General features: G+C 38.6%; 20 protein-coding genes, 3 tRNA genes and 1 pseudogene. 19 read left to right on the top strand and 5 right to left on the bottom strand.

Going from position 1 to position 25,710, the window contains the following annotated elements; genetic code table 11:
- Nucleotides 1-203: 203 nt before the first annotated feature.
- The 3 genes from lpdA to AC0QT1_RS01705 all read left to right on the top strand — a co-directional run bounded on the left by lpdA (nt 204) and on the right by AC0QT1_RS01705 (nt 3,163).
- Complete coding sequence (gene lpdA, locus AC0QT1_RS01715) at nt 204-1,664, top strand: dihydrolipoyl dehydrogenase (protein ID WP_473200206.1); 1,461 nt, start codon at nt 204-206, stop codon at nt 1,662-1,664.
- A gap of 72 nt (nt 1,665-1,736) precedes the next feature.
- Nucleotides 1,737-2,699 carry a lipoyl synthase gene (gene lipA / locus AC0QT1_RS01710; RefSeq protein WP_473201521.1) on the top strand — a complete coding sequence of 321 codons (963 nt, stop codon included), beginning with the start codon at nt 1,737-1,739 and terminating at the stop codon, nt 2,697-2,699.
- Nucleotides 2,700-2,701: 2 nt separating this feature from the next.
- Nucleotides 2,702-3,163 carry a type II toxin-antitoxin system RatA family toxin gene (locus AC0QT1_RS01705; protein WP_473200208.1) on the top strand — a complete coding sequence of 154 codons (462 nt, stop codon included), beginning with the start codon at nt 2,702-2,704 and terminating at the stop codon, nt 3,161-3,163.
- 88 nt (nt 3,164-3,251) lie between these two features.
- Here the strand turns inward: AC0QT1_RS01705 and AC0QT1_RS01700 are convergent, their stop codons facing one another.
- Genes AC0QT1_RS01700 through rirA form a run of 3 tightly spaced genes read right to left on the bottom strand, consistent with a single transcriptional unit; the run spans nt 3,252 to nt 5,399 of the window.
- Nucleotides 3,252-3,740: a CinA family protein gene (locus AC0QT1_RS01700; RefSeq protein ID WP_473200209.1), complete on the bottom strand. Its 489-nt coding sequence runs from the start codon at nt 3,738-3,740 to the stop codon at nt 3,252-3,254.
- On the bottom strand, nt 3,737-4,978 hold the full coding sequence (locus AC0QT1_RS01695) for a bifunctional 2-C-methyl-D-erythritol 4-phosphate cytidylyltransferase/2-C-methyl-D-erythritol 2,4-cyclodiphosphate synthase (protein ID WP_473201520.1): 1,242 nt from the start codon (nt 4,976-4,978) through the stop codon (nt 3,737-3,739). Before AC0QT1_RS01695 ends, AC0QT1_RS01700 begins: the two co-directional genes overlap by 4 nt.
- Entirely contained in the window at nt 4,953-5,399 is a 447-nt protein-coding gene (gene rirA, locus AC0QT1_RS01690) for an iron-responsive transcriptional regulator RirA (protein ID WP_473200211.1), read from the bottom strand. Before rirA ends, AC0QT1_RS01695 begins: the two co-directional genes overlap by 26 nt.
- A gap of 176 nt (nt 5,400-5,575) precedes the next feature.
- Between rirA and AC0QT1_RS01685 the strand changes: the two genes are divergently transcribed.
- The 8 genes and pseudogenes from AC0QT1_RS01685 (at nt 5,576) to AC0QT1_RS01650 (ending at nt 16,736) form a co-directional block, all read left to right on the top strand.
- Nucleotides 5,576-7,840, top strand: coding sequence for a sensor histidine kinase NtrY-like (locus AC0QT1_RS01685; protein ID WP_473200237.1), 2,265 nt, complete (start codon nt 5,576-5,578; stop codon nt 7,838-7,840).
- Between the two features lies 1 nt (nt 7,841).
- Nucleotides 7,842-9,200: a nitrogen assimilation response regulator NtrX gene (ntrX, locus tag AC0QT1_RS01680; RefSeq protein WP_473200212.1), complete on the top strand. Its 1,359-nt coding sequence runs from the start codon at nt 7,842-7,844 to the stop codon at nt 9,198-9,200.
- 4 nt (nt 9,201-9,204) lie between these two features.
- Nucleotides 9,205-10,581, top strand: a complete 1,377-nt coding sequence (trkA, locus tag AC0QT1_RS01675; protein WP_473201519.1) for a Trk system potassium transporter TrkA — start codon at nt 9,205-9,207, stop codon at nt 10,579-10,581.
- Nucleotides 10,582-10,591: 10 nt separating this feature from the next.
- Nucleotides 10,592-11,398, top strand: a pseudogene (locus AC0QT1_RS01670) (glycosyltransferase family 32 protein).
- A 144-nt stretch (nt 11,399-11,542) separates the two neighbouring features.
- Entirely contained in the window at nt 11,543-12,166 is a 624-nt protein-coding gene (gene clpP / locus AC0QT1_RS01665; protein ID WP_473200215.1) for an ATP-dependent Clp endopeptidase proteolytic subunit ClpP, read from the top strand.
- Nucleotides 12,167-12,351: 185 nt separating this feature from the next.
- Entirely contained in the window at nt 12,352-13,626 is a 1,275-nt protein-coding gene (gene clpX / locus AC0QT1_RS01660) for an ATP-dependent Clp protease ATP-binding subunit ClpX (RefSeq protein ID WP_473200216.1), read from the top strand.
- Nucleotides 13,627-13,803: 177 nt separating this feature from the next.
- A complete protein-coding gene (lon, locus tag AC0QT1_RS01655; protein ID WP_473200217.1) occupies nt 13,804-16,227 on the top strand; it encodes an endopeptidase La in 2,424 nt (807 codons plus the stop codon).
- Nucleotides 16,228-16,457: 230 nt separating this feature from the next.
- Nucleotides 16,458-16,736: an HU family DNA-binding protein gene (locus AC0QT1_RS01650; RefSeq protein WP_473200218.1), complete on the top strand. Its 279-nt coding sequence runs from the start codon at nt 16,458-16,460 to the stop codon at nt 16,734-16,736.
- A gap of 429 nt (nt 16,737-17,165) precedes the next feature.
- Here the strand turns inward: AC0QT1_RS01650 and trmFO are convergent, their stop codons facing one another.
- Nucleotides 17,166-18,578 carry a methylenetetrahydrofolate--tRNA-(uracil(54)-C(5))-methyltransferase (FADH(2)-oxidizing) TrmFO gene (gene trmFO, locus AC0QT1_RS01645; protein WP_473200219.1) on the bottom strand — a complete coding sequence of 471 codons (1,413 nt, stop codon included), beginning with the start codon at nt 18,576-18,578 and terminating at the stop codon, nt 17,166-17,168.
- Between the two features lie 164 nt (nt 18,579-18,742).
- On the opposite strand from trmFO, the gene AC0QT1_RS01640 reads away from it, so the two are divergent.
- The 6 genes from AC0QT1_RS01640 (at nt 18,743) to AC0QT1_RS01615 (ending at nt 24,298) form a co-directional block, all read left to right on the top strand.
- A tRNA-Leu gene (locus tag AC0QT1_RS01640) sits at nt 18,743-18,825 on the top strand.
- A gap of 136 nt (nt 18,826-18,961) precedes the next feature.
- Nucleotides 18,962-20,389 carry a trigger factor gene (gene tig / locus AC0QT1_RS01635; protein ID WP_473201518.1) on the top strand — a complete coding sequence of 476 codons (1,428 nt, stop codon included), beginning with the start codon at nt 18,962-18,964 and terminating at the stop codon, nt 20,387-20,389.
- Nucleotides 20,390-20,518: 129 nt separating this feature from the next.
- On the top strand, nt 20,519-22,021 hold the full coding sequence (gatB, locus tag AC0QT1_RS01630) for an Asp-tRNA(Asn)/Glu-tRNA(Gln) amidotransferase subunit GatB (protein WP_473201517.1): 1,503 nt from the start codon (nt 20,519-20,521) through the stop codon (nt 22,019-22,021).
- A 182-nt stretch (nt 22,022-22,203) separates the two neighbouring features.
- Complete coding sequence (locus tag AC0QT1_RS01625) at nt 22,204-22,602, top strand: NADH:ubiquinone oxidoreductase subunit NDUFA12 (protein ID WP_473200222.1); 399 nt, start codon at nt 22,204-22,206, stop codon at nt 22,600-22,602.
- A gap of 98 nt (nt 22,603-22,700) precedes the next feature.
- Nucleotides 22,701-23,093 carry a DUF2155 domain-containing protein gene (locus AC0QT1_RS01620; protein ID WP_473200223.1) on the top strand — a complete coding sequence of 131 codons (393 nt, stop codon included), beginning with the start codon at nt 22,701-22,703 and terminating at the stop codon, nt 23,091-23,093.
- 464 nt (nt 23,094-23,557) lie between these two features.
- Nucleotides 23,558-24,298 (top strand): rhomboid family intramembrane serine protease, encoded by a 741-nt coding sequence (locus AC0QT1_RS01615; RefSeq protein WP_473200224.1) that lies wholly within the window; start codon nt 23,558-23,560, stop codon nt 24,296-24,298.
- Here the strand turns inward: AC0QT1_RS01615 and AC0QT1_RS01610 are convergent.
- A complete protein-coding gene (locus AC0QT1_RS01610; RefSeq protein ID WP_473201516.1) occupies nt 24,288-25,118 on the bottom strand; it encodes a TrmH family RNA methyltransferase in 831 nt (276 codons plus the stop codon). The two genes, AC0QT1_RS01615 and AC0QT1_RS01610, sit on opposite strands and share 11 nt — an antisense overlap.
- Before the next feature lie 206 nt (nt 25,119-25,324).
- Between AC0QT1_RS01610 and AC0QT1_RS01605 the strand changes: the two genes are divergently transcribed.
- A tRNA-Tyr gene (locus tag AC0QT1_RS01605) sits at nt 25,325-25,408 on the top strand.
- A 30-nt stretch (nt 25,409-25,438) separates the two neighbouring features.
- A tRNA-Gly gene (locus AC0QT1_RS01600) sits at nt 25,439-25,512 on the top strand.
- Nucleotides 25,513-25,710 lie beyond the last annotated feature (198 nt).

The raw sequence follows: 25,710 nt of genomic DNA, 5'->3' as shown, positions 1-25,710 counted from the left end.
ACTTCATGTAAATTATGTGTGAGTATAATATGTTAGAATGGTAAAAGTGATTTTAAAAAATTTTAAGAGCAATTTTTAAGTGAGCGAAGGTCTTTTATGTGAAGCTTTGAATTGAAAGACACAAGAAAATTTTGTCATAATGTTTTTTATTTTAAGCTTAAAGAGTTCATATCTGTTTTGTCTATATCCATGGAGGGATTACTGTGGCGAATCTTTATGATGTAATTGTGATTGGATCAGGTCCTGGTGGATATGTAACTGCAATTCGTGCGGCGCAATGTGGTTTTAAGACTGCAATTGTTGAACGTGAACATCTTGGTGGAATTTGCTTAAATTGGGGTTGTATTCCAACCAAAGCGCTTTTGCGTTCAGCAGAAATAAAGCATTTTGCTGAACATGCGAAGGATTATGGTTTAAAGCTTAATGGTAAGATTGAAGCAAACATTAAAGATGTTGTGGCACGTTCGCGTGGAGTTTCAGCGCGTTTAAATGCTGGTGTCGGTTTTTTAATGAAAAAAAACAAAATCGACATTATTTGGGGTGAAGCAAAGCTTATTAAGGGAACTAAAGGAAACCAACCTGCGGAAATTATGGTTTCTTCATCGTCTAAACCGATTATGCAACCGCAAAGTCCAGTCCCTAAAGGGACATTAGGAGAGGGGATTTATCAAGCAAAGCACGTTATTATTGCAACTGGTGCACGTCCTCGCTCTCTTCTGGGTATTGAGCCAGACGGAAAGCTCATTTGGACTTATTTTGAAGCGATGATTCCACAGGCAATGCCGAAGTCACTTTTGATAATGGGGTCTGGAGCAATTGGTATTGAATTTGCCTCTTTCTATCATGATATGGGAGCTAAGGTTACTGTTGTTGAAATGATGCCTTATATCATGCCTGCTGAAGATATTGAAATTTCAACCTTTGCTCGTAAACAGTTAGAAAAAAAAGGTATACGCATTCTCACACAGGCAAAAGTAACCAAAGTTGAAAAAGCTTCTGATTTTGTTACAGCACATATTGATGTGAAGGGTAAGACAGAAATAATTACAGCTGATCGGATGATTTCAGCTGTTGGAATTCAAGGTAATATTGAGAATCTAGGATTAGAAGCATTGGGTATAAAAACGGATCGCGGGTGTATTGTAACCGACGAATGGAGTTGGACAGGTGTCGAGGGTATCTATGCTATTGGTGATGTTGCTGGTCCTCCTATGTTGGCACATAAAGCAGAAGAAGAGGGCGTGATATGCATTGAACATCTTGCAGGCTTGGAAAATGTTCATCCGCTTGATAAGAGGAAAATTCCAGGATGTACATATTGTACACCGCAAGTTGCATCTGTAGGGCTTTCAGAAGCTGCTGCAAAAGAAGCAGGTTATGATATCCGTGTTGGTCGTTATACCTTTTCAGCGAATGGCAAAGCGATTGCTTTGGGTGAAGACCAAGGATTAGTGAAAACTATTTTTGATAAAAAAACGGGGCAGCTTCTTGGTGCACATATGGTAGGAGCAGAGGTAACAGAATTGATTCAAGGTTTTGTTATTGCCATGAATCTTGAAACAACCGAGCAAGAATTGATGCATACTGTCTTTCCACACCCGACATTATCGGAAATGATGAAAGAAAGTGTATTGGATGCTTATGGTCAAGTTTTAAATGCTTGATGGCTAGATTGTATGAAAGATTTTATATTTAATTTTTCATTGTCATTCTATATTGATAGGGCAAAGGCTTAAATGGTTACGGTTGTTGATAGAGTTACGAATAGACGTTTGCGTCATCCTGAAAAAGCACACCGTCCGGATACAAGCATTCAAAAAAAACCAGATTGGATTCGGGTAAAAGCACCGACATCACAGGTCTATAAAGAAACGCATGGTATTGTGCGCACTCATAAATTAGTGACCGTATGTGAAGAAGCCGGTTGTCCCAATGTTGGCGAATGCTGGAGCCAGCGGCATGCCAGCTTTATGATTTTAGGCGAAATATGTACGCGGGCTTGTGCATTTTGCAATGTTGCGACAGGTATTCCGCTTGCTGTTGATGATAATGAGCCAGAACGTGTGGCGGATGCTGTAGCACAGATGGCTCTAAAACATGTTGTCATTACATCAGTTGATCGTGATGATCTTGCTGATGGTGGTGCTGAGCATTTTGCAAAAGTTATTGATGCGATTCGTCGAAAAACTCCCAAGACGACAATTGAAGTTCTTACACCTGATTTTCGCCATAAGGATGGCGCTTTAGAAGTTGTTGTTGCTGCTAAGCCTGATGTTTTTAATCATAATTTAGAAACCGTTCCTTCTAAATATTTAAAAGTTCGTCCAGGAGCACGTTATTTTCATTCAGTTCGGCTTTTGCAACGCGTTAAAGAACTTGATCCAACGATCTTTACAAAATCAGGAATTATGGTTGGTCTTGGAGAAGAGCGAAATGAAATTCTTCAATTAATGGATGATTTGCGTTCTGCTGATGTTGACTTTATGACAATAGGGCAATATTTGCAGCCTACGCGCAAGCATCATCCAGTTATTCGTTTTGTGCCTCCTGAAGAATTTGAGTCTTTTGCCAAAATTGGTAAAGTGAAAGGTTTTTTACATATGGCTTCCAATCCTTTGACGCGTTCATCTCATCATGCTGGCGATGATTTCGCGATTTTACAAAAAGCACGTGCTGAGAAATTTGCCTTACAGAGATAATTATGCCGACTTTTACAACACATCGGCAGATTGCCCATAGTGCCCGTGAAATGTTTGATCTTGTTTCAGATATTGAGCATTATCCTGAGTTTTTACCAATGTGTGAAGGGTTAATAGTACGTTCTCGTAAGGAATATGAGGGAAAAACATTAATTCTTGCTGATATGATCATTGGTTATAAGCTTATCCGAGAAATTTTTACCACTCAGGTATTTCTTCAGCCAAAGGAAAATCTTATAGAGGTCAAATATATTGATGGTCCATTCAGATATCTTGAAAATCGTTGGGATTTTCAAGATATTGAAAATATTAATGCATGTAAGGTAGAGTTTTTTATTAATTATGAATTTAAAAGCAAAATGCTTGGATTAGTGATGGGATCAATGTTTGACATTGCAGTTCGTAAGTTTACCGATGCTTTTGAAATGCGCGCACATCAAATTTATGGACATCCGGCAACATAATTTATTCAGTTGATATTTACACGATATGTATCGAATTTCACCGGTTGTCCTTGTGGTAGCATAAAATTTGAGAATTGAATTTTAGACTTCATTGGAGAGATTGCAAGACCATTTTCAAAGCATTTTTAACGGCTGCATCGCGGATAGTGTTGCGATCAAGGTTACCAAAATGCATTTCTTTGTGCAGAGTTCTATGATTTTTGTAAGCAACTGCAAAATGTACAAGTCCTACAGGTTTATTGAGACTTGCTCCTCCTGGTCCAGCAATTCCTGTTACAGAAACTGCAATTCCGGCGTGTGAGTATTTTAATCCGCCCTCAGCCATTGCAAGAGCAACTTCTTTTGAAACAGCACCGTGCGTTTTTATAAGCTCAGCACATACGCCAATAAGACGCGTTTTAGCTTCATTTGAATAAACAACGAATCCACAATCGAGAACATCTGATGATCCTGCAATATTAGTGAGATTAGCAGCAATGAGGCCTCCTGTACAAGACTCGACAGTTGTTAAGAGTAAGCTTTTTTGGCGACAAGCTGTCAGCACGTTATGTGCTTGTTTTTCACAAGAATCTGTCATTTTGGAATTTCTCCTGGATAAAGAACGTTAGCTGTTGCAAAAGCCGCAATGCCTTCCCCACGACCAATAAATCCGAGCTTTTCGTTTGTTGTTGCTTTGATAGAAATCCGATCGGTTGAAATTGTGAGCACATCCATAAGATTTTCTACCATTTTATGACGATAGGGGCTAATTTTCGGGGCTTCGGCGATCAGTGTAATATCAACATTGGCAATACGTCCTCCTGCTTGTTTAACAATATCAAGAGCATAACGGAGAAAAATTTCTGAAGATGCATTTTTCCATTGAGGATCAGAGGGAGGAAAATGCGTGCCTATATCTCCTGCTCCTTGTGTAGCGAGCAGGGCATCTGTTAATGCATGAAAAGCGACATCAGCATCAGAGTGTCCATTTAATTTTTTATGAAAAGGGATTTTTACGCCGCATAATGTAAGAGAAGATCCTTCTTCGAAAGAGTGAACATCATAACCATTGCCAGTACGGATATCAGGAAACATTTGCATTTTTTTCTGGAGATATAAATGTGCAGTCTTAAAATCTTCGTGCCATGTAATTTTTATGTTGTTAGGATCCCCAGGAATGGTGCGCATAGGAATTCCAAACCATTCGGCAATTGCAGAATCATCAGTAAATTCTTGTTTACAAGCTTGCCTTGCTTTTTCATGAGCAGCTAAGATGTTTTCAAAGGGAAAGCACTGTGGAGTTTGCGCACTATAGAGATGGGTGCGGGCAATTGTTTCTAAAACATAATGTGCGTCATTTACACGTTTAAGGGTGTCAGAGACAGCAAGGACAGGAAGAACACCTTCTTTTTGGTTGATGGTGGTATGAATTTTCTCGAGGAATTGATTTTCGATAAAGGGACGTGCACCATCGTGAATATGCACATATTGAGGCTTAAAATTTTTAAGTGCATGCAGTCCATTTAAGGTGGATATTTGACGTGTATTCCCTCCTTCAACGATAATAAGATGTTCTTTAAAATCAGCAATAGCTTGTTCACAAATTTGATGGTCTTCTGGATGAATAACAAGAACAATCATTGTAATGGCTGGATGCTGTACAAAACAGCGCACAGTATGATAAATAACCGGTTCTTTTCCTAGAAGTCGGTATTGTTTGGGAGTTTTTTGTGGAGATCCTGCTCTTTCACCGCGTCCAGCGGCTAATATTATCGCTGCAATAGAAATATTTTCTCTCCTTTTATATTGCTTAGTTGATTGTTTTATGACCGTCAAATTTCAATTGATTTTGAAAGTTTTTCCGTTTTAGATCAGCAAGAGATATCACTGATAAAACATCAAAAAAAGCATTTAATGCTTTTTGAAGGGCGGCATTTAAACCACAAAAATCTATTAATGGACAGTTCGATTCAGCAACATCGAAACATTCTGCCATATAAAAGTTATCTTCTGTTACTTTCACAACATCGGCTACCGAAATTTCGGTTGCGGGTTTAGCCAATTTAACGCCTCCATTGCGTCCACGGACTGTTTGTATAAAGCCTGCTTCAACAAGTGGTTGAAGAATTTTAAATAAAAAAAGCTCGGATACGGCATATGCCTTGGCTATTTCTGGAATGCGACTGAGAGATCCTTGATTATCTGCACAGTACATGAGCATTCGAAGTGCATAATTTGTCTGTTTGGTTAACCGCATCTCATCTCCTTTATAAACTATCACCGTAGACGTTTTATTTTAAAGATAATTTGTCAAATGTAGAAGTTCTTTCTTTATTTGTTAGATTGGCTCTATTTTAAATGTGGTATTGGTATTGTCAACTTTTGTCGCAAGAGGTTATATGAAACAATGGGATAAGGGTATGTAAGCTCATGATGAAGACAACATCTATAACGAAGCTCCAAGATATAGATCAAAATACCTCTAGCGATGAGTTGTATCGCTTAAGTAAGATGTATATCTTTTTAGGGATTACAATTATTGTGTTGGCTTTGCTAACAGCATCTGTTTCATTTATCATTCTTATTGGATTGACTCCTGTTGTTCCTAGTAGAGCTGTAACTCTTATACTTATAGGGGTTAATAGTGTTTGGGTTTTAGGACTTGTGATCATTGTTTTTTATGAGATGATCCCCATCATTCGTGCGTGGCGTTCAAGGCGTGCGGGTTCTCGTCTTCATGTGCGCCTTATTTCATTGTTTGCACTTGTCGCAACAATGCCGGCTGTTGCTGTCGCTCTTGTATCAGGGCCTGCCCTAAATTTAGGACTTGATCGATGGTTTGATACAACAACACGGCAAATAGTAGGTTCTTCTATCGATTTAGCGAATGCTTATGCAGATGAAATGCTACAAAATTTGAAAAATTTATCTTACGCTATGGCATTTGCACTTGATAATAAAAGGCTTTTAGAGCGCAATCCCGCTGAGTATAGAATGCAATTGACGCGTCATGCTATAGGGCGCAATTTACGTGGTGCATTTTTGCTAAGTTCTAGCGGAACTGTTTTTATATCAAGCGATCTTGGTGATGAAGATAAGCTACCGATACCTCCTTCTCATCTCATTGAGCGGGCGACCAGTGCGAGGCCTTTTTCTTTTCAACCGGGGGTTCATGATTATTTTGGCATTGTTTTAAAATTTACTAATATTCCAAACACATTTTTATATTTGGTGCGTGATGTTGATAAAGAAGTTCTCTCTGCTTTGCGTTTGACAGAAGTTAATACAGATCGTTATCGCGATTTAAATGAAAATCGTCTGCTAACACAGATAGCATTTGGTATGCTTTATCTCTGTCTTTTTTTTAGTTTATTCTTATCGGCTATTTGGGCTGGTATTGCTGTTGCTGATCGTTTGGTACGTCCTATTCGCCGTCTCATTAGTGCTGCTGATGATGTAGCTTTAGGGAATATGGAAGTTTTTGTGCCTGTACGCGCGAAAGATGGGGATATTGGACAATTATCAAAAACTTTTAATTATATGGTCAGTGAACTAAAAAGTCGACGCAATGAGCTGATTGCCGTTCGCGATCAAATTGATGAGAGACGGCGCTTTTCTGAAGCTGTTTTATCTGGTGTAACAGCAGGAGTGGCGGGCATTGATGATAATGGTGATATTACAATTATAAATCGTTCTATGGAAACAATGTTTAGTCTTCGCTCTAAACAAGTTATTGGGCACAGCCTTTTATCGTTAAGTGATGAAATTTGGCAGGTTTTTCAGTTTGCGCGTTCATTAGATCGTAAGAACCATCGTGAACAGGTCACTCTAAGCGTGGCAGGGCAAGAACGCGTTTGTAATGTACAAATTACAATGGAAGAAGATGATGGACAGGGGCAGTCTTGGGTTCTAACGATTGATGATATTACAGATCTTGTTGCGGCGCAACGGACATCGGCATGGGCAGATATTGCACGCCGTATAGCCCACGAAATCAAAAATCCGCTTACACCTATTCAATTGTCAGCTGAACGTATTCGCAAACGTTATAATAACGTTATCACACAGGATCGGGAGGTTTTTGAGCGATGTGTTGATACGATTATTCGACAGGTTGGAGATATTGGGCGTATGGTTGATGAATTTTCTTCTTTTGCCCGTATGCCCAAACCACAAATGAATGTTTTAGATATACGCGGATTGTTGCGTGAAGCATGTTTTTTGATAGAAGTTACGCGACATGATATTCATTTTGAGCAAGATTTAGGAAGTGTACCTCTTATGGGTGCATTTGATAATCGTCTCATCGTGCAAGCTTTTTGCAATGTTATCAAAAATGCAAGCGAATCTATAGATTCGGTCATGCGAGAGGAAAGTGTCCATGGTCATATTCTTGTACGTTCTTATAGTCAAGAAGGATGCGTGGTTGTGGATGTTATTGATAACGGTAAGGGACTTCCTAAAGAGCAAAGACAAAAAATATTAGAACCTTATATAACAACGCGAGAAAAAGGAACAGGGCTCGGATTAGCGATCGTGCGTAAAGTTATAGAAGATCATGGCGGTTCCATGGAGTTGCATGATGCGCCGAAGGGTTTTTATGAAGGGAAAGGTGCGATGATCCGTTTGATATTTCCAGCAGATGGGGTTAAGCAGGAAAATGTTACACAAGTGACAAGGCGTAAGATAGGGGAATAGAATGGTATCAGATATCTTAATTGTTGATGATGAAGCAGATATTCGTGAGATTGTTGCTGGTATTTTAGATGATGAAGGTTATGAAACACGTGTTGCTTGTAACTCTGACGAAGCTTTAGCACAAATTAGTGAGCGTATTCCAAAGCTTATTTTTTTAGATATTTGGTTACAAGGAAGCCGTCTTGATGGTTTGGCTCTCCTTGATGAAATTAAAACGCGTTATCCCGCTCTTCCAGTCGTTATGATTTCTGGTCATGGTAATATTGAGACGGCTGTTTCTGCTATAAAACGAGGGGCTTATGATTTTATTGAAAAACCTTTTAAAGCTGATCGGCTTGTCTTGGTTGCTGAACGGACACTTGAAAACTCAAATTTAAAACGTGAGCTTTTAGAATTGCGAAAACGCTCGAGTGAAACATTGGAGTTGCTAGGAAAATCGACGGCGATAAAACATTTACAGCAAATCATAGAAAAAGTGGCACCAACCAATAGTCGCGTCATGATTACGGGTCCGTCAGGAGCGGGAAAAGAGATGGTTGCACGTGCTATTCATGCTCTTTCCACGCGCTCAAATGGACCATTTGTTACAATAAATGCCGCAACGATTACTCCGGAAAGAATGGAAATAGAATTGTTTGGCAGCGAAATGGAGGGGGGAGAGCGTAAGATCGGTGCCTTAGAAGAAGCCCATGGTGGAATATTATATCTTGATGAAATTGCTGATATGCCACGGGAGACTCAAGGTAAAATTCTTCGAGTATTGACGGGGCAGACCTTTGAAAGGGTAGGTGGGACAAAACGTGTTAAGGTTGATGTGCGTATCATTTCCTCAACCGCACAAAATCTTGAAAATCTCATTTCTGATGGGCGCTTTAGAGAAGATCTTTTTCATCGCCTTTCGGTTGTTCCGATTACTGTTCCACCCTTATCTGCACGTCGTGAAGATATTCCAGAACTCGTGCGGCATTTTGTTAAAACAATATCGCAGCAGGTTGGTATTAAACCTCGTGAAATCAGTGATGATGTTATCGCTATTTTACAGACACATGCTTGGCCGGGTAATGTCCGGCAATTACGCAATAATATTGAGCGCCTTCTCATTCTTGTGCGTGATGGCGATGGTCCAATAACAGCAGAGTTTCTTCCTAGCGAAGTGAGTGATTCTTTGCCGCGCATTCAAATGGATACAGAGGAGAGTATAATGGATTTACCATTGCGTGAAGCACGGGAATTATTTGAAAAGAGGTATTTAGAGGCACAAATTGGGCGCTTGGGCGGAAATATATCACGGACAGCCGAATTTATAGGTATGGAGCGTTCAGCTTTGCACCGTAAGCTTAAAGCACTTGGAGTTTCTTAAGATCATGCGTGTTATTATTTGTGGAGCAGGACAGGTTGGTTATGGGATAGCAGAGCGTCTTGCTGCTGAAAATCATGATGTCACTGTCATTGATATTGAAACAAGATTGATTGAAAAAATTCGTGATACATTGGATGTGAGAGGTTTTGTTGGTCATGGTTCACGTCCTGAAGTTCTCTTAGCTGCCGATGCAGATAAAGCTGATATGTTGATTGCGGTCACTTTATTTGATGAAGTCAATATGGTTGCTTGCCAAGTAGCACATTCATTATTTAATGTTCCAACAAAAATAGCACGTATTCGTTCACAATCTTATTTAGAACCACGCTATAAAACACTTTTTTCTAGAGAGAATATTCCCATTGATGTGGTTATTTCGCCAGAAGTTGAAGTTGGGGAAATGGTTCTGCGTCGTATTGCTTTACCTGGTGCAATAGATGTTCTTTATTTTTGTAATGATGATGTTGTGGCGTTAGCTTTGGAATGTATGGAAGATTGTCCGGTTATTAATACACCTTTGCGTCAATTAACAGAGCTTTTTCCCGATCTTTGTACGACAGTTACCGCTATTAAACGTGGCTCAGAATTATTAGTGGCACATTCAGAGACGCAGTTACGCGTTGGTGATGTGACCTATCTTGTTGTTGCTCGTGATCAGATGCGTCGGGCAGTTGGGCTTTTCGGTCATAAAGAACAAGATGCGCATCGCATGATTATTGCAGGAGGTGGTCACATTGGTCTTTATGTCGCTCAGGCTATTGAAAAGCGCTTTCATAAATTAAAATTGAAGATTATAGAATCGCAGAGAGAAAGAGCGTTAACAATTGCTGATCAACTCGAAAAAACGACTGTTTTATATGGTAACGTGTTAGATCCAGTGATCCTCCAAGATGCTGGAATTAATCAAGCTGATTTAATGATTACATTGACCAATCAGGATCAAGTCAATCTCTTAAGTGCTATTATTGCTAAAAGATTGGGATGCAAAGCCAATATGGTATTGATCAACAATGTTGCTTATCAAGAGTTTAGCCGTGCCGTTGGAGTAGATGCATATCTTAATCCACATAGTGTTACGATATCGAGAATTTTGCAACAAATGCGTCGTGGACGTATTCGTGCTGTTCATTCTGTTTTTAATGGGCAGGCAGAAATTATTGAGGCTGAAGTGATGCAAACATCTTCATTGGTTGGGAAATCATTGTCAGAGCTAGGTTTATCAGATGGTTTGAGAATTGGTGCAATTTATCGCAATAAAACAATCATACAGCTTTCAGCAGATACGCGTATTTTATCTGGTGATCGGATAGTAATTTTTGCCCTTTCTGATTATGTGCGTGATGTTGAGCAGCTCTTTCGTGTCAGTTTAGAATATTTTTGAGATATTGCTTATGGATATTTGCACTTTTTGGTATAAGGGGCCATTAAGATTAGTTGATAGGCTTTGTTTGTCCTCAATGGTTAAAACTGGTCAACGGGTTAAACTTTTTAGCTATGATAAAGTAGAAAATTTACCCGTTGGTGTTGAATTGCATGAAGCCGAATCAATTTTACCACATTCAGCTATTTATCGCCTCGACCCCAACTTTTCTCAAGAAAAACTAGGATGTACAATTGTTCAGTTTTCAGATTTTTTTCGTATTATGCTGTTGAAATATTAGCAAGGTGTTTGGTTAGATACAGACGTTTATCTGGTTAAACAGTTTCACCCAGATACAAATAAGGTTTGGCTTGCAAGAGAAAATACGTTAAGAGTGGGAGTTTCTGCACTTTATTTTCCACCCAACAACCCTATTATAAAGGTGTTTGAAGATTATTGGGCAGGCACAGAAATGATTCCTGATTGGCTTGGATTTAAACGTCGTGTTTGGAAATCATTCTGGTTAAAAAGGAAAAAAATGCCGATTTTACCGGGAAATCTTGGAGTTACGATATTTGGTAATGATGGTATTTCGCGATTAGCCAAACGATATGGTTTTTTTCATGAAGCAAAAGAAAAGGAAACTTTTTATTATTGGACGGGGAGAAAAACTGAACGCATCTTTGATCCAGCTTTTGGCGTTAAGCTGCTTGCGGATCCGCGTTTAATAGGATTTCATATTCATAGAAAGGCAAAGACCACTCAGAGACCTCAGGAAGGAAGCTTCTACCATTGGGCAGTGTCTCGCATTTCTGATGCACATAATTTATTTAGGTAGGGTTATTATTTCTATTTTAACTAATTGGATTTTAATTTTACTTAAAGAGCGTTATTGTAGCTTGCGTCAGGGAGGAGTGTTGGCTTATGGAAGGAAGCATTGAATGCGTAAAGAGCGATTGTTATATGAACAGAAAGTAAAAAGATGAGTGATCCAATGAAAACAGCATTAAGCCTTGTTCCTATGGTTATTGAACAGACTAATCGTGGTGAGCGGGCCTATGATATTTTTTCCCGTCTTTTAAAAGAGCGGATTATTTTTATTAATGGTCCCGTTGAAGATGGTATGGCGATGCTTGTTTGTGCACAATTGCTTTTTTTGGAAGCGGAAAATCCTAAGAAAGAAATTAGCCTTTATATTAATTCGCCTGGCGGTGTTGTGACATCTGGTATGGCGATTTATGATACGATGCAGTTTATTCGCCCCCCTGTTTCTACGCTTTGCATGGGGCAGGCTGCATCTATGGGGTCATTACTTCTAACGGCTGGAGCGAAGGGGCATCGTTTTACATTGCCCAATGCACGTATTATGGTGCATCAGCCATCTGGAGGTTTTCAAGGTCAGGCTTCAGATATTGAACGCCATGCACAAGATATTATAAAGATGAAACGGCGTCTCAATGAAATTTACGTTCAACATACAGGTCAAGACTATGAGATTATTGAAAGAACGCTTGATCGTGATCATTTTATGACAGCGGAAGAAGCCAAGCAATTTGGCTTAGTTGATGATGTTATACAATATCGAGAAGAAACTGAAAAAGATTAAGAGTTTTTATAGAAAAAAGGACTACTTTAAAGAGAGATTTTTGTAAAAATATCGCGAAAATAAGAGAAAAATACCTAAAAATATTATGACACGCAGTTTTTTATATATGTCTTTATAGTTTTCGTTATGAAAAGCTTCCTTTGAAAAGACGAAGTATTCATATACCGTGGTGAAAGGAAAGAAAAATGAGCAAAATTGGCAATAGCGGGAGCGAATCGAAAAATACTCTCTATTGCTCGTTCTGCGGCAAAAGTCAGCATGAGGTGCGTAAGCTCATCGCAGGGCCTACGGTGTTCATTTGTGATGAATGTGTAGAGCTTTGCATGGATATTATTCGTGAAGAAAATAAATCTTCTGGGATTAAGGCGCGTGATGGTGTTCCTACTCCACAGGAAATTATAAAAGTTCTTGATGATTATGTCATTGGTCAGCAACATGCAAAGCGTGTTCTTTCTGTAGCTGTCCATAATCATTATAAGCGGCTTGCACATCAGTCTAAGAGCAATGATATCGAGTTAGCAAAGTCGAATATTCTCCTCGTTGGTCCAACGGGATGTGGTAAGACTTATCTAGCACAAACATTGGCGCGTATTATTGATGTCCCTTTTACGATGGCGGATGCAACCACTTTGACTGAAGCAGGCTATGTAGGTGAAGATGTTGAAAATATTATTTTAAAGCTTCTTCAAGCCGCTGACTATAATGTTGAACGTGCACAGCGTGGCATTGTTTATATTGATGAGGTTGATAAGATTTCTCGTAAAGCTGAGAATCCTTCTATTACAAGAGATGTTTCGGGGGAAGGTGTTCAGCAAGCGTTGTTAAAAATTATGGAAGGAACGATAGCTTCTGTTCCTCCTCAAGGTGGGAGGAAACATCCACAACAAGAGTTTCTACAAGTTGATACAACAAATATTTTATTTATTTGTGGGGGAGCTTTTGCTGGTTTGGAAAAAATTATTTCAGGACGCGGTGAAAAAACTTCTATTGGTTTTTCTGCTACTGTTAAAGCGCCTGATGAACGTTGTGTTGGTGAAATTTTTCGCGATTTAGAGCCTGAAGATCTTATAAAATTTGGTTTGATACCAGAATTTATTGGCCGCCTTCCTATTGTAGCCACTTTAGAAGATTTAGATGTTAACGCTCTTGTGCAAATTTTATCACAACCAAAAAATGCTTTAGTGAAGCAATACCAGCGTCTTTTTGAGATGGAAAATGTCGAGCTAGCATTTCATGAAGATGCTTTACGGGTTATTGCTAAAAAAGCCATTGAGCGTAAAACCGGTGCACGTGGTTTACGTTCGATCATGGAGAAGATTCTTCTTGAGACTATGTTTGAGCTGCCATCTCTTGAGGGTGTTCAGAAAGTCGTCATTTCGAGCGATGTCGTTGATGGAAAAGCGCGTCCTCTTTACATTTATTCAGAACGTGTAGAAGATAAAGAGAATGTGTCGGCATGATGTTGTATGATATGAGAATTAGTAATAATATCATTTGAGGATGGGACTTTTTGAATATTATAGTCATAATGCTTGATTTATATATTTACAGTTACTACTTCATGTATTTCAGAATAAAGTTTTTCTAAGGGTGGGCTTGTGTAAGTGGATAGATTATAGGCTCCAGAAAGGAGAGTTATGCAATATATTGATGAAAAGACAGATGAAGGAAGAGAGGGGTTTTACGCTGTTTTGCCTCTTCGTGATATTGTTGTCTTCCCACATATGATTGTTCCGCTTTTTGTGGGCCGAGAAAAGTCGATTCGTGCTCTTGAAGAAACAATGGCGGTTGATAAACAGATACTGTTGGTGACACAAAAAAATGCTTCTGATGATGATCCAAAATCAGAAGATATCTATGATATTGGTACATTTGCTAATATTCTACAACTTTTAAAGCTTCCTGATGGAACAGTAAAAGTTTTGGTTGAAGGCATTGCACGTGCAAAAATTAGCCACTTTACCGCGAATGAAGATTATCATCAGGCTTATGCGACTGTCATAGAAGAGATTAGAGAGAATGATGTTGAGATTGAAGCTCTTTCAAGGTCAGTAATTGCTTATTTTGAAAATTATGTAAAACTGAATAAAAAGATTTCTCCTGAAGTTGTCAATGCTATTGGACAGATTGATAATCCTTCTAAGCTTGCCGATACTATTGCTTCTCATTTGATGATTAAACTTTCAGAAAAACAGGAAATATTAGAGTTATTACCTATACGCGATCGCCTTGGACGTGTTCTTTCTTTCATGGAAGGAGAAATTTCTGTTTTGCAGGTTGAAAAGCGTATCCGTTCGCATGTTAAACGGCAAATGGAAAAAAATCAACGGGAATATTATCTTAATGAGCAGATGAAGGCTATTCAGAAAGAGTTAGGAGCAGGGGATGATAGCCGCGATGAGCTCTCTGAACTAGAGGAGCGTATTAAGAAAACAAAATTTTCCAAAGAAGCAAACGAGAAAGCAGGGGCAGAATTAAGGAAATTACGAAATATGTCCCCTATGTCTGCGGAAGCAACAGTTGTCCGTAACTATCTTGATTGGTTATTAGCAATGCCTTGGGGCAAAAAGTCGAAGATTAAAAACAATTTAGACTTTGCTGAAAAGGTGATGAATAATGAGCATTTTGGTCTTGAAAAAGTCAAGGAACGAATTATCGAATATTTAGCAGTGCAAAGTCGAGCCTTGAAAATAAAGGGTCCTATTATTTGTTTATTAGGTCCTCCTGGTGTAGGAAAAACATCATTAGCCCGCTCTATTGCAAAAGCGACGGGGCGTGAGTATGTTCGTATTTCATTGGGTGGGGTGCGGGATGAGGCAGAAATTCGTGGACATCGCCGAACATATATTGGTTCGATGCCTGGGAAAATTATTCAGTCTATGAAAAAAGCTAAAAGATCTAATCCGCTTTTCTTACTTGATGAAATTGATAAAATGGGGCAGGATTTTCGTGGAGATCCTTCATCGGCTTTGTTAGAAGTCCTTGATCCTGAACAAAATGGCACTTTTATTGATCATTATTTGGAAGTCGAATACGATCTTTCTGATGTCATGTTTATTACAACAGCCAATACACTTAATATTCCAGGTCCGTTAATGGATCGAATGGAAGTTATCCGTATTGCTGGCTACACTGAATGTGAGAAAATGGAGATTGTTAAGCAGCATCTTTTACCAAAAGCCTTGAAAGATCATTGTTTATCTAAAAAAGAGTTCAGCGTTTCTGATGGTGCTATAAGATCGATTATTCAATTTTATACACGTGAGGCAGGAGTTCGTAACCTTGAACGTGAATTAATGAAGGTAGCACGCAAATCAGTTACAAAAATTCTTAAAACACATCAAAAATCCGTAAAGATTACAGAAAATAATATTGATGATTACCTAGGTGTTAAACGTTACCACTATAACCAGATTGAGGGAGAAAATCAGGTTGGTGTTGTAACTGGTCTTGCTTGGACAGAAGTTGGTGGAGAGCTGTTGACCATTGAAGGCGTTATGATGTCAGGAAAAGGCAAGATGACCGTAACTGGAAATCTGCGTGATATCATGAAAGAATCAATTTCAGCAGCAGCATCTTATGTGCGTTTTCGTGCTGTCGATTTTGGTATTGAGCCTCCACTTTTTGATAAACGCGATATCCATGTTCATGTTCCAGAGGGTGCTACACCTAAAGATGGTCCATCAGCAGGGATTGCCATGGTAACAGCAATTGTTTCAGTTCTTACAGGGATAGCAGTCCATAAAGATATAGCAATGACTGGTGAAATAACTTTGCGTGGTCGTGTTTTACCAATTGGTGGATTGAAAGAAAAACTCTTGGCTGCTCTTCGAGGGGGGATAAAAAAAGTGCTTATTCCTGAAGAAAATGCGAAAGATTTGATTGATATTCCCGATGATGTCAAAAATAATATGGAGATTATCCCAGTAAATCATGTGAGTGAAGTTCTTAAGCATGCTTTGGTTCATTCTCCTGAACCTATTGAATGGACAGAACCGTCCACCCTCCCTGTACCTATGAGAACAGAGAGCGATAGTGAAGGAATACAGATTGCTCACTGATTCATTAGTCTTATTTGCAATTGTATTTTTAACATAGAAGAAACCATTTTCAGGGTTGTTTTTTATTTATTTTGAAAAAAAAGTAAAAAATTCCGTGAATAACTTTGATTATTGCTAAAAAAACAATGTTTTGGATAAAAATAAGACTTCTGTTTGCTGTACTTTTCAATAAACTGTCGATAACACGGTTATGTTGTGTTATCCGGTAATATAGGGAAAGGAAATGTTCCATGAATAAAACTGAATTGGTTAGCTCTGTTGCTGAAAAAGCAGGTGTTTCGAAAGCGCAAGCTGGCTCTGTTGTTGATGCTTTTATCGCTTCTGTAACGGAAGCTTTAGCTTCGGGGGGAGATGTTCGTCTTCCAGGTTTTGGTTCTTTTGAAGTTTCTCATCGTGCCGCTACAAAGGGGCGTAATCCTTCAACTGGTGCTGAAATTAATATTCCAGCACGCTCTGTGCCAAAATTTTCTGCAGGAAAAAGTCTTAAAGAAGCTGTTAATAAAAAATAACTTAGGCAACGCTAAAAAACCCGATTTTATTTATAAATATAAACGGGTTTTTTTTAGTATTTTATCATGCTTTTTGTATGAGGGAGTGTGATTTGTATTTACTTAGATATTTCCAATAAAGAATTTCTTATAGACACTCTTGCAAATTTTATAAAGATTGATTGTTTAATGCTAACATACAAGTTCTTTTCGTAGAGCAAAGAGTTGTGGCAGTAATCTAAAAATCATTAGAGATCTGATATCTGTTCGATATCCTCTCAGTGCTGTAACATGCTTTATGGTATTATTTATTCTTAATAATTGAAATATATTTGTTACTTTCACGGTAGCATATGGGATCATTTATAATGAAAAAGTCTTTTAAAATTCTTATGTCATTTAGTAAATAATGAAATATAATGTGTCGTTTATGAGTTATGGCAGTCAGTATCATAAGAAGGGGTTCTTTTGTGCTCTGTCAGCTAACCATTGAATACAATCGTTGAGAGCTCTAGTAGTTATAGCTTGTTTTTTTGTTAATGTTTTTTCTTTGCTTGATAAACGTTTTCCTGAGAACTGAAGAGAATCAAGAGGAGGAAAAAGTCCAAAATTAATGTTCATTGGTTGGAAGGATTGTCTTTTTTCTTCTTTGTTCACGATATGTCCCCCAGTAATATGGTTCAAAAGAGCCCCAAATGCTGTGGTTAATGGCGGTAGGCAAGGGCAGTTATGGTGATATTCCGCAGCGGCAAAACGTCCGGCTAGAAGCCCTATTGCAGATGATTCGACATAACCTTCACATCCTGTAATTTGTCCAGCAAAACGCAGCTGGGGTCTTTGTTTTAAACGAAGAGTTTGATCAAGAATGATTGGTGAATTGAGATAAGTATTGCGATGGAGTCCACCAAGGCGTGCAAACTCAGCGTTTTCAAGACCAGGAATCATTCTAAAAATGCGAATTTGTTCTCCATATTTCAGTTTTGTTTGAAACCCAACCATATTATAAAGGGTTCCAAGCTTGTTGTCTTGGCGTAATTGGACAACGGCGTAGGGTTTAACTGTAGGGTTATGGGCATTGGTTAAACCTATAGGTTTCATCGGGCCATGTCTGAGGGTTTCAAGTCCGCGCTCAGTCATAACTTCAATTGGTAGACACCCATCAAAATAGGGAGTTTTTTCAAAGTCGCGGAATTCTGTTTTTTCTGCAATTTTTAATGCTTGAACGAATGCGTTATATTGTTCTTTATCGAGGGGACAATTAAGGTAATCCTTTCCTGTTCCCTCAGGACCGATTTTATCATAACGAGACTGATGCCAACAAGTATTCATATTAATACTATCGGTATAAATAATAGGTGCAATAGCATCAAAAAAAGAAAGAGCTTCTGTTCCGGTTATTGTCTGTATTGCTTGAGCAAGAGCTGGTGAGGTAAGGGGTCCTGTTGCAATGATAATATGATGCCAATCCTCAGGAAACTCTTGGATTTCCTCGTATTCTATTTTTATAAGAGGATGATTTTCAAGTGATTCTGTAACAGTTTTTGAAAATCCATCGCGGTCAACGGCAAGAGCACTTCCAGCTGGTACTTTGTTGGCATCTGCAGCCTTCATGATCAGGGATTTTGCCAATCGCATTTCAGCGTGTAAAAGTCCTACAGCATTTGTAGATGAATCGTCAGAACGAAAGGAATTTGAACAAACCAGTTCGGCAAGTTTATCGGTTTTATGGGCATCAGATTTCTTATTAGGTCGCATTTCATGCAAAATAACAGGGATTCCTGATTGAGCAATTTGCCAGCATGCTTCACTTCCTGCTAGACCGCCACCGATGATATGGATTGGAGTATTAAATATCTTTAACATAACGTACTTTTAGCGGAAGCAGTTCTATATGAAAAGCATAGATTTTTTTTATAGTTTGTAAGAATAAGAGACATTTGGTTTTTTTTATATATTTATTTGCTTTTTTTCTTGAATCAATGCTATAGAAACGCCTCCTGTATAAGGTTATTAGCTTGTAAGTTTGAGCGGATGTGGCGAAATTGGTAGACGCACCAGATTTAGGTTCTGGCGGGAGACCGTGGGGGTTCGAGTCCCTCCATCCGCACCAAAGGAATTTTTTGAGCACTAAAGGTTTCTATGTATCAAGAATTCCATTTCATGGTATTAACACTCAAGTGTTAGAATGTGGTATTATTATCAGAGTGGGTTGATCCCCTCTCCTCGAGAAAGATAGAGGTTGTTTAATGCAGGTTACCGAGACGCTAAACGAAGGACTGAAGCGCGAGATTAAGATCGTGGTTCCGGCGCAAGATTTAGAAGAAAAATTAAATGAACGGTTGGATGATACCAAGGGTAAGATCAAGCTTAATGGTTTTCGTCCTGGTAAGGTGCCAGCTGGATACTTAAGAAAAATGTATGGTAAGTCTTTTATGGCGGAAATTATCAATGAGATTATCAGTGATGCGCCGCATTCTATTTTAGCTGAACGCAACGAACGTTCGGCGTTACAGCCACAAATTGATATAGATGAAGATGAAAAAATTCTGGATGGCAAAGCCGATTTTGTTTTTAGTTTAAAATATGAAGTCTTACCAAAATTTGAAATTAAAGATTTTGAAAATATTGAAATTATCCGTGAAATTGCTACCATTTCTGAACAAGAGATTGATGATCAAGTAAAGCAGGTTCTCTCTTCTACGCGTAATTATTCACTAAAAGAGGGTCTTTCTGAAGAAGGCGATCGTATTACGATAGATTATCTTGGTAAGCTTGAGGGCATTCCATTTGATGGTGGATCGGATAGTGGTGCACAATTGGTTCTAGGATCAAAACAATTTATTCCTGGTTTTGAGGAAAAATTGGTTGGCGTGAAAGCAGGTGATACGAAAACAATTTCTGTTAAATTTCCTGATAACTACAATGCAGCACATTTGGCTGGTAAGGATGCAGAATTTGATATCACTGTTAAGGCTGTCTCTAAGCCAGATGAGCTAAAAATTGATGATGAGGCAGCACAAAAAGTTGGGTTAGAATCTTTAAGTCGCTTGCGGGAAGTTGTTCGTGGACAGATTGAAAGTCAGTATGGTTCAATGACACGTCAAAAAATTAAGCGTCAAATTCTTGATGCTTTAGATGCTGATTATAATTTTGAAATACCTGAAGGACTTTTGGAAATTGAGTTTAACAATATATGGACTCAAGTTAATGATGATTTAAAAAAAGCTGGGCGCAGTTTTGAAGATGAAGGTGTTACAGAAGAACAGGCACGGGAGGAGTATCGTGCACTTGCACAGCGCCGTGTTCGTCTTGGTTTGGTGCTTTCTGAAATTGGAATGAAAGTTGGTGTTACTGTTAGTGAGGATGAGCTAAAAGCAGCGGTTTTCGATCAGGTTCGTCAGTATCCTGGACAAGAGAAAGAAATTATGGATTTTTTCCGTAAGACTCCGGAAGCTGTTGCAAATCTACGGGCTCCAATTTTTGAAGAAAAAGTCATTGATCATCTGTTGGCAAGGATAAAGGTCACAGATAAAGAAGTATCAGTTGAAGAGCTGATGAAAGAGTATGACGAAACAGATTTAACAGAAAAAAAGCCTGAGAAGAAAAAATCTACGGTGAAGGAAAAAGCCACAGAAAAAGTTTCAACTAAGAAAAAGGCACCTAAAAAAAGTTAGTATTGAGATAAACAAAGCAAGCCCGATGAAGTCGGGCTTTTTTTATAAGATTTATATTCTAGGCTTGCACTTAGAGTCGTTTTAGATTAGCCATCAAGTATATTAAGAAAAATTGATAGTGGATTAACAATGAATATCGTTGATACGCGCACTTCTGATTCTAAACGTTTTATTTCTGGAGCTACCGGTGATTGGGAAGTCATCATAGGTATGGAGGTTCATGCGCAAATCATATCAAATTCGAAACTTTTTTCAGGGGCTTCGACAAAGTTTGGTGCTGAGCCAAATAATCACGTATCGTTTATTGATGCAGCGATGCCTGGTATGTTGCCTGTGCTTAATCAGGAATGTGTGCGTCAAGCGGTTCGAACGGGTTTGGGATTAAAGGCGAAGATTAATCTGAAATCTGTTTTTGATCGTAAGAATTATTTCTATCCAGATTTACCACAGGGATATCAAATTTCTCAATTTCGATCTCCGATTGTAGGAGAGGGAAAAATTATTATATCGGTCGGCCCAGATTCGAACGGCCAGTTTGAAGACATTGAAATTGGGATTGAAAGATTACATCTTGAACAAGATGCAGGAAAATCGATGCATGATCAACATCCAACGATGTCTTTTGTAGATCTTAATCGTTCTGGTATCGCTCTTATGGAAATTGTTTCCAAACCGGATATGCGTTCATCAGATGAAGCCAAAGCTTATATGACTAAATTACGGTCGATTGTCCGTTACTTGGATACCTGCGATGGCAATATGGATGAAGGTTCCATGCGTGCCGATGTGAACGTCTCAGTTCGTCGCCCTGGAGAGAGCTTTGGAACTCGCTGTGAAATCAAAAATGTTAATTCTATTCGCTTCATTGGGCAAGCGATTGAGTATGAAGCACGTCGTCAGATCGCAATTTTAGAAGATGGCGGTGTTATAGATCAGGAAACGCGGCTTTTTGATGCTGCTAAAGGTGAAACACGGTCTATGCGCTCAAAGGAAGAAGCACATGATTATCGTTATTTTCCTGATCCAGATCTTTTACCATTGGAATTTGATCAGGCTTTTGTTGATGCTTTGGCAGCCGAATTACCGGAGTTACCAGATGACATTAAAGCTCGTTTTATCAAGGAGATGGGGTTAACTGCATACGATGCTTCCATTCTTGTTTCAGAAAAAGCCGTTGCTGATTATTTTGAAGAAGTAGCACGTGGACGTGATGGAAAAATCGTTGCCAATTGGGTGATTAATGATCTTTTGGGTGCTTTAAACAAAGATAATCGTGGAATTGAAGAGACGCCAGTAACACCAAAGCAATTAGGAGGCATTATTGACCTTATAAAAGAAGGAACAATCTCTGGAAAAATCGCCAAAGACCTTTTTGAGATTATTTGGAATGAGGGGGGAGATCCGCGTCAGATTGTCGAAGAGCGCAATATGAAGCAGGTAACAGATACAAAGGCTATTGAGAAAGCTGTTGATGAGATTATTGCCAACAATTCAGATAAAGTTACACAAGCAAAACAAAAGCCTGCTTTAGTTGGTTGGTTTGTTGGACAAGTCATGAAAGCAACAGGGGGGAAGGCAAATCCTCAAACTGTTAATAAACAGGTTAAGGAAAAACTTGGGTTAGAAGATTAAGTTTTATGAGATAGAGGAAGGTCTATAAATACAGTTATTTTATAGTTGAGGATATGAATTCGCTTCTCAAATGAAGTTGTGGTAGGTTTTCTGTAGGCAAATTTTTCAGCCATTTAAAATGTTACAACATGTTTATTCCAACGATTACTTTCGTAAGTGTATTAGCAGAAATGGAAGAGAAGATGGCTAGTTTTTTTAAACAAATCTTTACATGGTGGAGTGGTAATACGGTAAATACGCGCTTTTTTACGTGGCGTAAAGGTAAACGCATCGGGGAAGATCAGTTTGGGAATGTTTATTATGAGGGAGGCACGCATAAAGATGGTTATGCGCGCCGTTGGGTAATTTATAAAAGTTATTCTGAGGCTTCGACTATTCCACCAGGTTGGCATGGTTGGATTCATCATCGCTATGATAGCCCTCCAACACAGGAGAATTATCAGCCCTATGAATGGGAAAAACCCCACGTTGCTAATATGACAGGAACAAGTGATTCTTATCGTCCAAAAGGGGCTATTCCTTACGGTGGTGAACGTCCATGTGTGTCTGAAGATTATGATGCATGGTCACCTAAGAAATAAAATATTTTGAGGGGTGTGTATTTTCCTTATTTTGCTATATCTCATTAGTAAAAATTATTTTTATGTGCGGTTTATTTTGATATGAAGAAGGTTTTTTAGTGTTAGGGTTGAAGCGTTTTTTTTGTTTTTTTTTCATACAAACTGTAATATTTTTTCCCTCTGTTGGTGGGGTGCAGGCCGAGCGTGTTAGCAATGCAATTGCTGTTTTTGCGGGTCTTGATAAAATTACTGGTCAAACTACGCGTTTTGAAGTGACTCTCGGGAAAGTTTATCAATATGGTGCTTTGCAGGTAATGCCACGCGCATGCTATACGAGCTCTAAAGATGAACCAACCCGTACGACTGGTTTTGTTGAAGTCAATGAAGTGACACTCGATAAAAAAGTGCGACGTATTTTTACAGGATGGATGTTTGCAGATAGTCCTGGATTGAATGCTGTAGAGCATCCTATTTATGACATTTGGTTAAAAGATTGCAAACAGGATTCTTAAAAGCTGTTCTTCAAATAATTTTTTGTATGAAATGATGTCCATAAATAAGCTACTTACTCTACGTTCATTTTCTTAAAAACGCTCGCTTATCAAATTGGTAAAGTATAAAATACCGTTCATATACAAAGAGAATGCCAACATAGGGAGGGTTTTATTTCATAACATAGAATCTTGGGCGGGGGATAAACGTGCATTAAACAAATTAGCCATTACGATATGGTGAGTAATAGTAGAGATTTCAGCTAATTCGAATTTTTAGGATGATCTTTTGTGGGTGATGGTCTTCATATCTGTTTTTTAATACCTTGTATAAGATACACATGTTTTCACATTAAGACATTCGAGCTTTAAGAGAGGGCCATGAAAAGGACATTAAATCTGGAGATTCTTTCCTATAAAAACAAATCTTTTATGCAAAGAGCTTCATTCTCTAGAGAGGATGGTTTATACAATGGATTTTTATCATGAAAGATATTGATCACCAGTATAAGAATGCTTTGTTTGTACCAAAACAACCTAGAGAGCCATTGTTGAATGTTCCATTGACAATAGCTGTTTTAATAGCAGTTTGTTTTGGTTTTTATTTTATTCAAGAGTATTTTTTTTCTGAGCAGTTTTATATCAAAAGTCTTGGACTTTTTTCTTTTACACCAGTACTCTTCAAGGCTGACCCTTTAAAATTTTGTTATACTCTTATTAGTTATTCATTCATGCATAGTAGTTTGAAACATGTTACTCTTAACATGGCATGGCTTTTGGTTTTTGGATCTCCTTTAGTGAAACATTTTGGTAATTTACGTTTTTTGATTTTTTGGGGATTAACAGCAATTCTCTCTGTGTTAACTTATTTTGTCTTTCATCAAGACAGTGCGATATCGCTTGTTGGTGCGTCAGGTGCAGTTTCTGGGATGATGGGTGCATTTGCGCGTTACGGTTTTCCTCGAGGCTATTTGGGGGGCAATCCACAGAATAAAAGATTTTTAGATTCTTTATTGTCTCTCAAACAAGCGCTATGTTCAAGAGAAGTACTTGTTTACGTGAGTCTATTGCTGAGTGTTGACTTTATTATAGGTATTTCTTCTTTTCTGTTTGAAGAAGAGGGCATTTCAATAGCTTGGGAGGCTCATATTGGTGGCTTTGCTTCAGGCTTTTTGTTGATTGGTTTTTTTGATATTTCACGGAAAAAATTAAACACTATGCTCTAAGATATTTATGAGCCGCATAAAGTGCTATTGTTGCTGCATTTGAAACATTTAATGATTTAATATGTCCAGGCATATCAAGACGTGCTAACGTATAAACAGTTTCACGTGTTTTTTTACGTAAACCTTTCCCTTCTGCTCCTAAAACAAGAGCAATTTTATTTCCTTTTAGTGTTGTTTCTAGAGGATATTCACCTTCTGAATCGAGTCCAAAACTGATAAAACCTGCTTTATGGAGTTCTTGTAGTGCTTCGGCGAGGTTTCCTACAGTGATGTAATTAATCAGCTCTAAAGCTCCGGATGCGGCTTTAGCAAGGACTCCACTTTCTTGGGGGGAGTGGCGACATGTTGTAATAAGGGCTTCAGCTTTAAATGCAACAGCCGAGCGCATAATAGCGCCAACATTATGGGGATCAGTAATTTGATCCATTACGATGACAAGATCAGTATTCGTTAGCTCAGACAATTGGCATGGCTTAAGTGGAGCAGTTTCCACAACAACACCTTGATGAACTGCATCGCTTCCAACAAGTGCGTCAAGTTGTTTGGGTGAGCATATTGTAAGAGGACAAGGTAAATCTGATTCGGGTATATTTAATCGTTTTAAGGCATTTTGTGTAACATAGAGACAACCAAAAGCTCTTTTTGGGTTTTTTAAAGCAGCATGAACTGAATGGATACCATAAAGGCGAATTTTCCCTTGTTGTAAGGGAATGGTTTCCTTTTTCAGGCATGTAGCAGATCGAGAAGAGAAGCCTTTTGTATCGCGATATCGGCGACGTAAACGAGCATAATGAGAATTTTTTGATATTTTTTCTTTCATAGCTCCTTTATAACGTGTTAAGAGCAAAAATAGATAGAAAAAAGCTATGATTTAAAATTATTAGCAGAAAATTTGTACAGAACATATTTATTCTGTTGACAGATACGATGGTAATCGTCATAACCGCCTCGCAACCAGTTTGAATTGAATCAGTGATCGAATTTTGGTTGTAGTGATGCCTCATCGCGCGACTTTGCCGGTGTAATGGAGGGGTGCCCGAGTGGTTAAAGGGGGCGGACTGTAAATCCGTTGCGTATGCTACGTTGGTTCGAATCCAACCCCCTCCACCATTCATCGAAGGAGAGTTACTACGTAGGTATGCGGGTATAGCTCAATGGTAGAGCAGCAGCCTTCCAAGCTGAATACGCGGGTTCGATTCCCGCTACCCGCTCCAAACAGTTGCTGATGCTAAAAAGTTGCTTATGATTGGGTTAGTGATTATGATGGGATTTCTTTCCATCAGAGGTGTGGCGGTTTTTTCCGTCTGAGGGTTGTAGTCGTCAGACTTATGTGGCAGTCTGGTTTAATCAGTTCTACAGGACTGTTTCTAGGTGCTAACAAAACAAGAGAACGAAACAAGAGATTAATAGCG

The sequence above is a fragment of the Bartonella sp. P12B genome, from assembly GCF_055796185.1.
The sequence above is the reverse complement of the archived record's forward strand: the minus strand, read 5'-3'. Positions and strand labels throughout refer to the sequence as shown.

Excerpts from the sequence above, each read along its gene's own strand:
- lipA (WP_473201521.1), top strand. The coding sequence starts at position 1,737 with ATGGTTACGGTTGTTGATAGAGTTACGAATAGACGTTTGCGTCATCCT.
- AC0QT1_RS01705 (WP_473200208.1), top strand. The coding sequence starts at position 2,702 with ATGCCGACTTTTACAACACATCGGCAGATTGCCCATAGTGCCCGTGAA.
- AC0QT1_RS01700 (WP_473200209.1), bottom strand. The coding sequence starts at position 3,740 with ATGACAGATTCTTGTGAAAAACAAGCACATAACGTGCTGACAGCTTGT.
- rirA (WP_473200211.1), bottom strand. The coding sequence starts at position 5,399 with ATGCGGTTAACCAAACAGACAAATTATGCACTTCGAATGCTCATGTAC.
- AC0QT1_RS01685 (WP_473200237.1), top strand. The coding sequence starts at position 5,576 with ATGAAGACAACATCTATAACGAAGCTCCAAGATATAGATCAAAATACC.
- ntrX (WP_473200212.1), top strand. The coding sequence starts at position 7,842 with ATGGTATCAGATATCTTAATTGTTGATGATGAAGCAGATATTCGTGAG.
- trkA (WP_473201519.1), top strand. The coding sequence starts at position 9,205 with ATGCGTGTTATTATTTGTGGAGCAGGACAGGTTGGTTATGGGATAGCA.
- clpP (WP_473200215.1), top strand. The coding sequence starts at position 11,543 with ATGAGTGATCCAATGAAAACAGCATTAAGCCTTGTTCCTATGGTTATT.
- clpX (WP_473200216.1), top strand. The coding sequence starts at position 12,352 with ATGAGCAAAATTGGCAATAGCGGGAGCGAATCGAAAAATACTCTCTAT.
- lon (WP_473200217.1), top strand. The coding sequence starts at position 13,804 with ATGCAATATATTGATGAAAAGACAGATGAAGGAAGAGAGGGGTTTTAC.
- AC0QT1_RS01650 (WP_473200218.1), top strand. The coding sequence starts at position 16,458 with ATGAATAAAACTGAATTGGTTAGCTCTGTTGCTGAAAAAGCAGGTGTT.
- trmFO (WP_473200219.1), bottom strand. The coding sequence starts at position 18,578 with ATGTTAAAGATATTTAATACTCCAATCCATATCATCGGTGGCGGTCTA.
- tig (WP_473201518.1), top strand. The coding sequence starts at position 18,962 with ATGCAGGTTACCGAGACGCTAAACGAAGGACTGAAGCGCGAGATTAAG.
- gatB (WP_473201517.1), top strand. The coding sequence starts at position 20,519 with ATGAATATCGTTGATACGCGCACTTCTGATTCTAAACGTTTTATTTCT.
- AC0QT1_RS01625 (WP_473200222.1), top strand. The coding sequence starts at position 22,204 with ATGGCTAGTTTTTTTAAACAAATCTTTACATGGTGGAGTGGTAATACG.
- AC0QT1_RS01615 (WP_473200224.1), top strand. The coding sequence starts at position 23,558 with ATGAAAGATATTGATCACCAGTATAAGAATGCTTTGTTTGTACCAAAA.
- AC0QT1_RS01610 (WP_473201516.1), bottom strand. The coding sequence starts at position 25,118 with ATGAAAGAAAAAATATCAAAAAATTCTCATTATGCTCGTTTACGTCGC.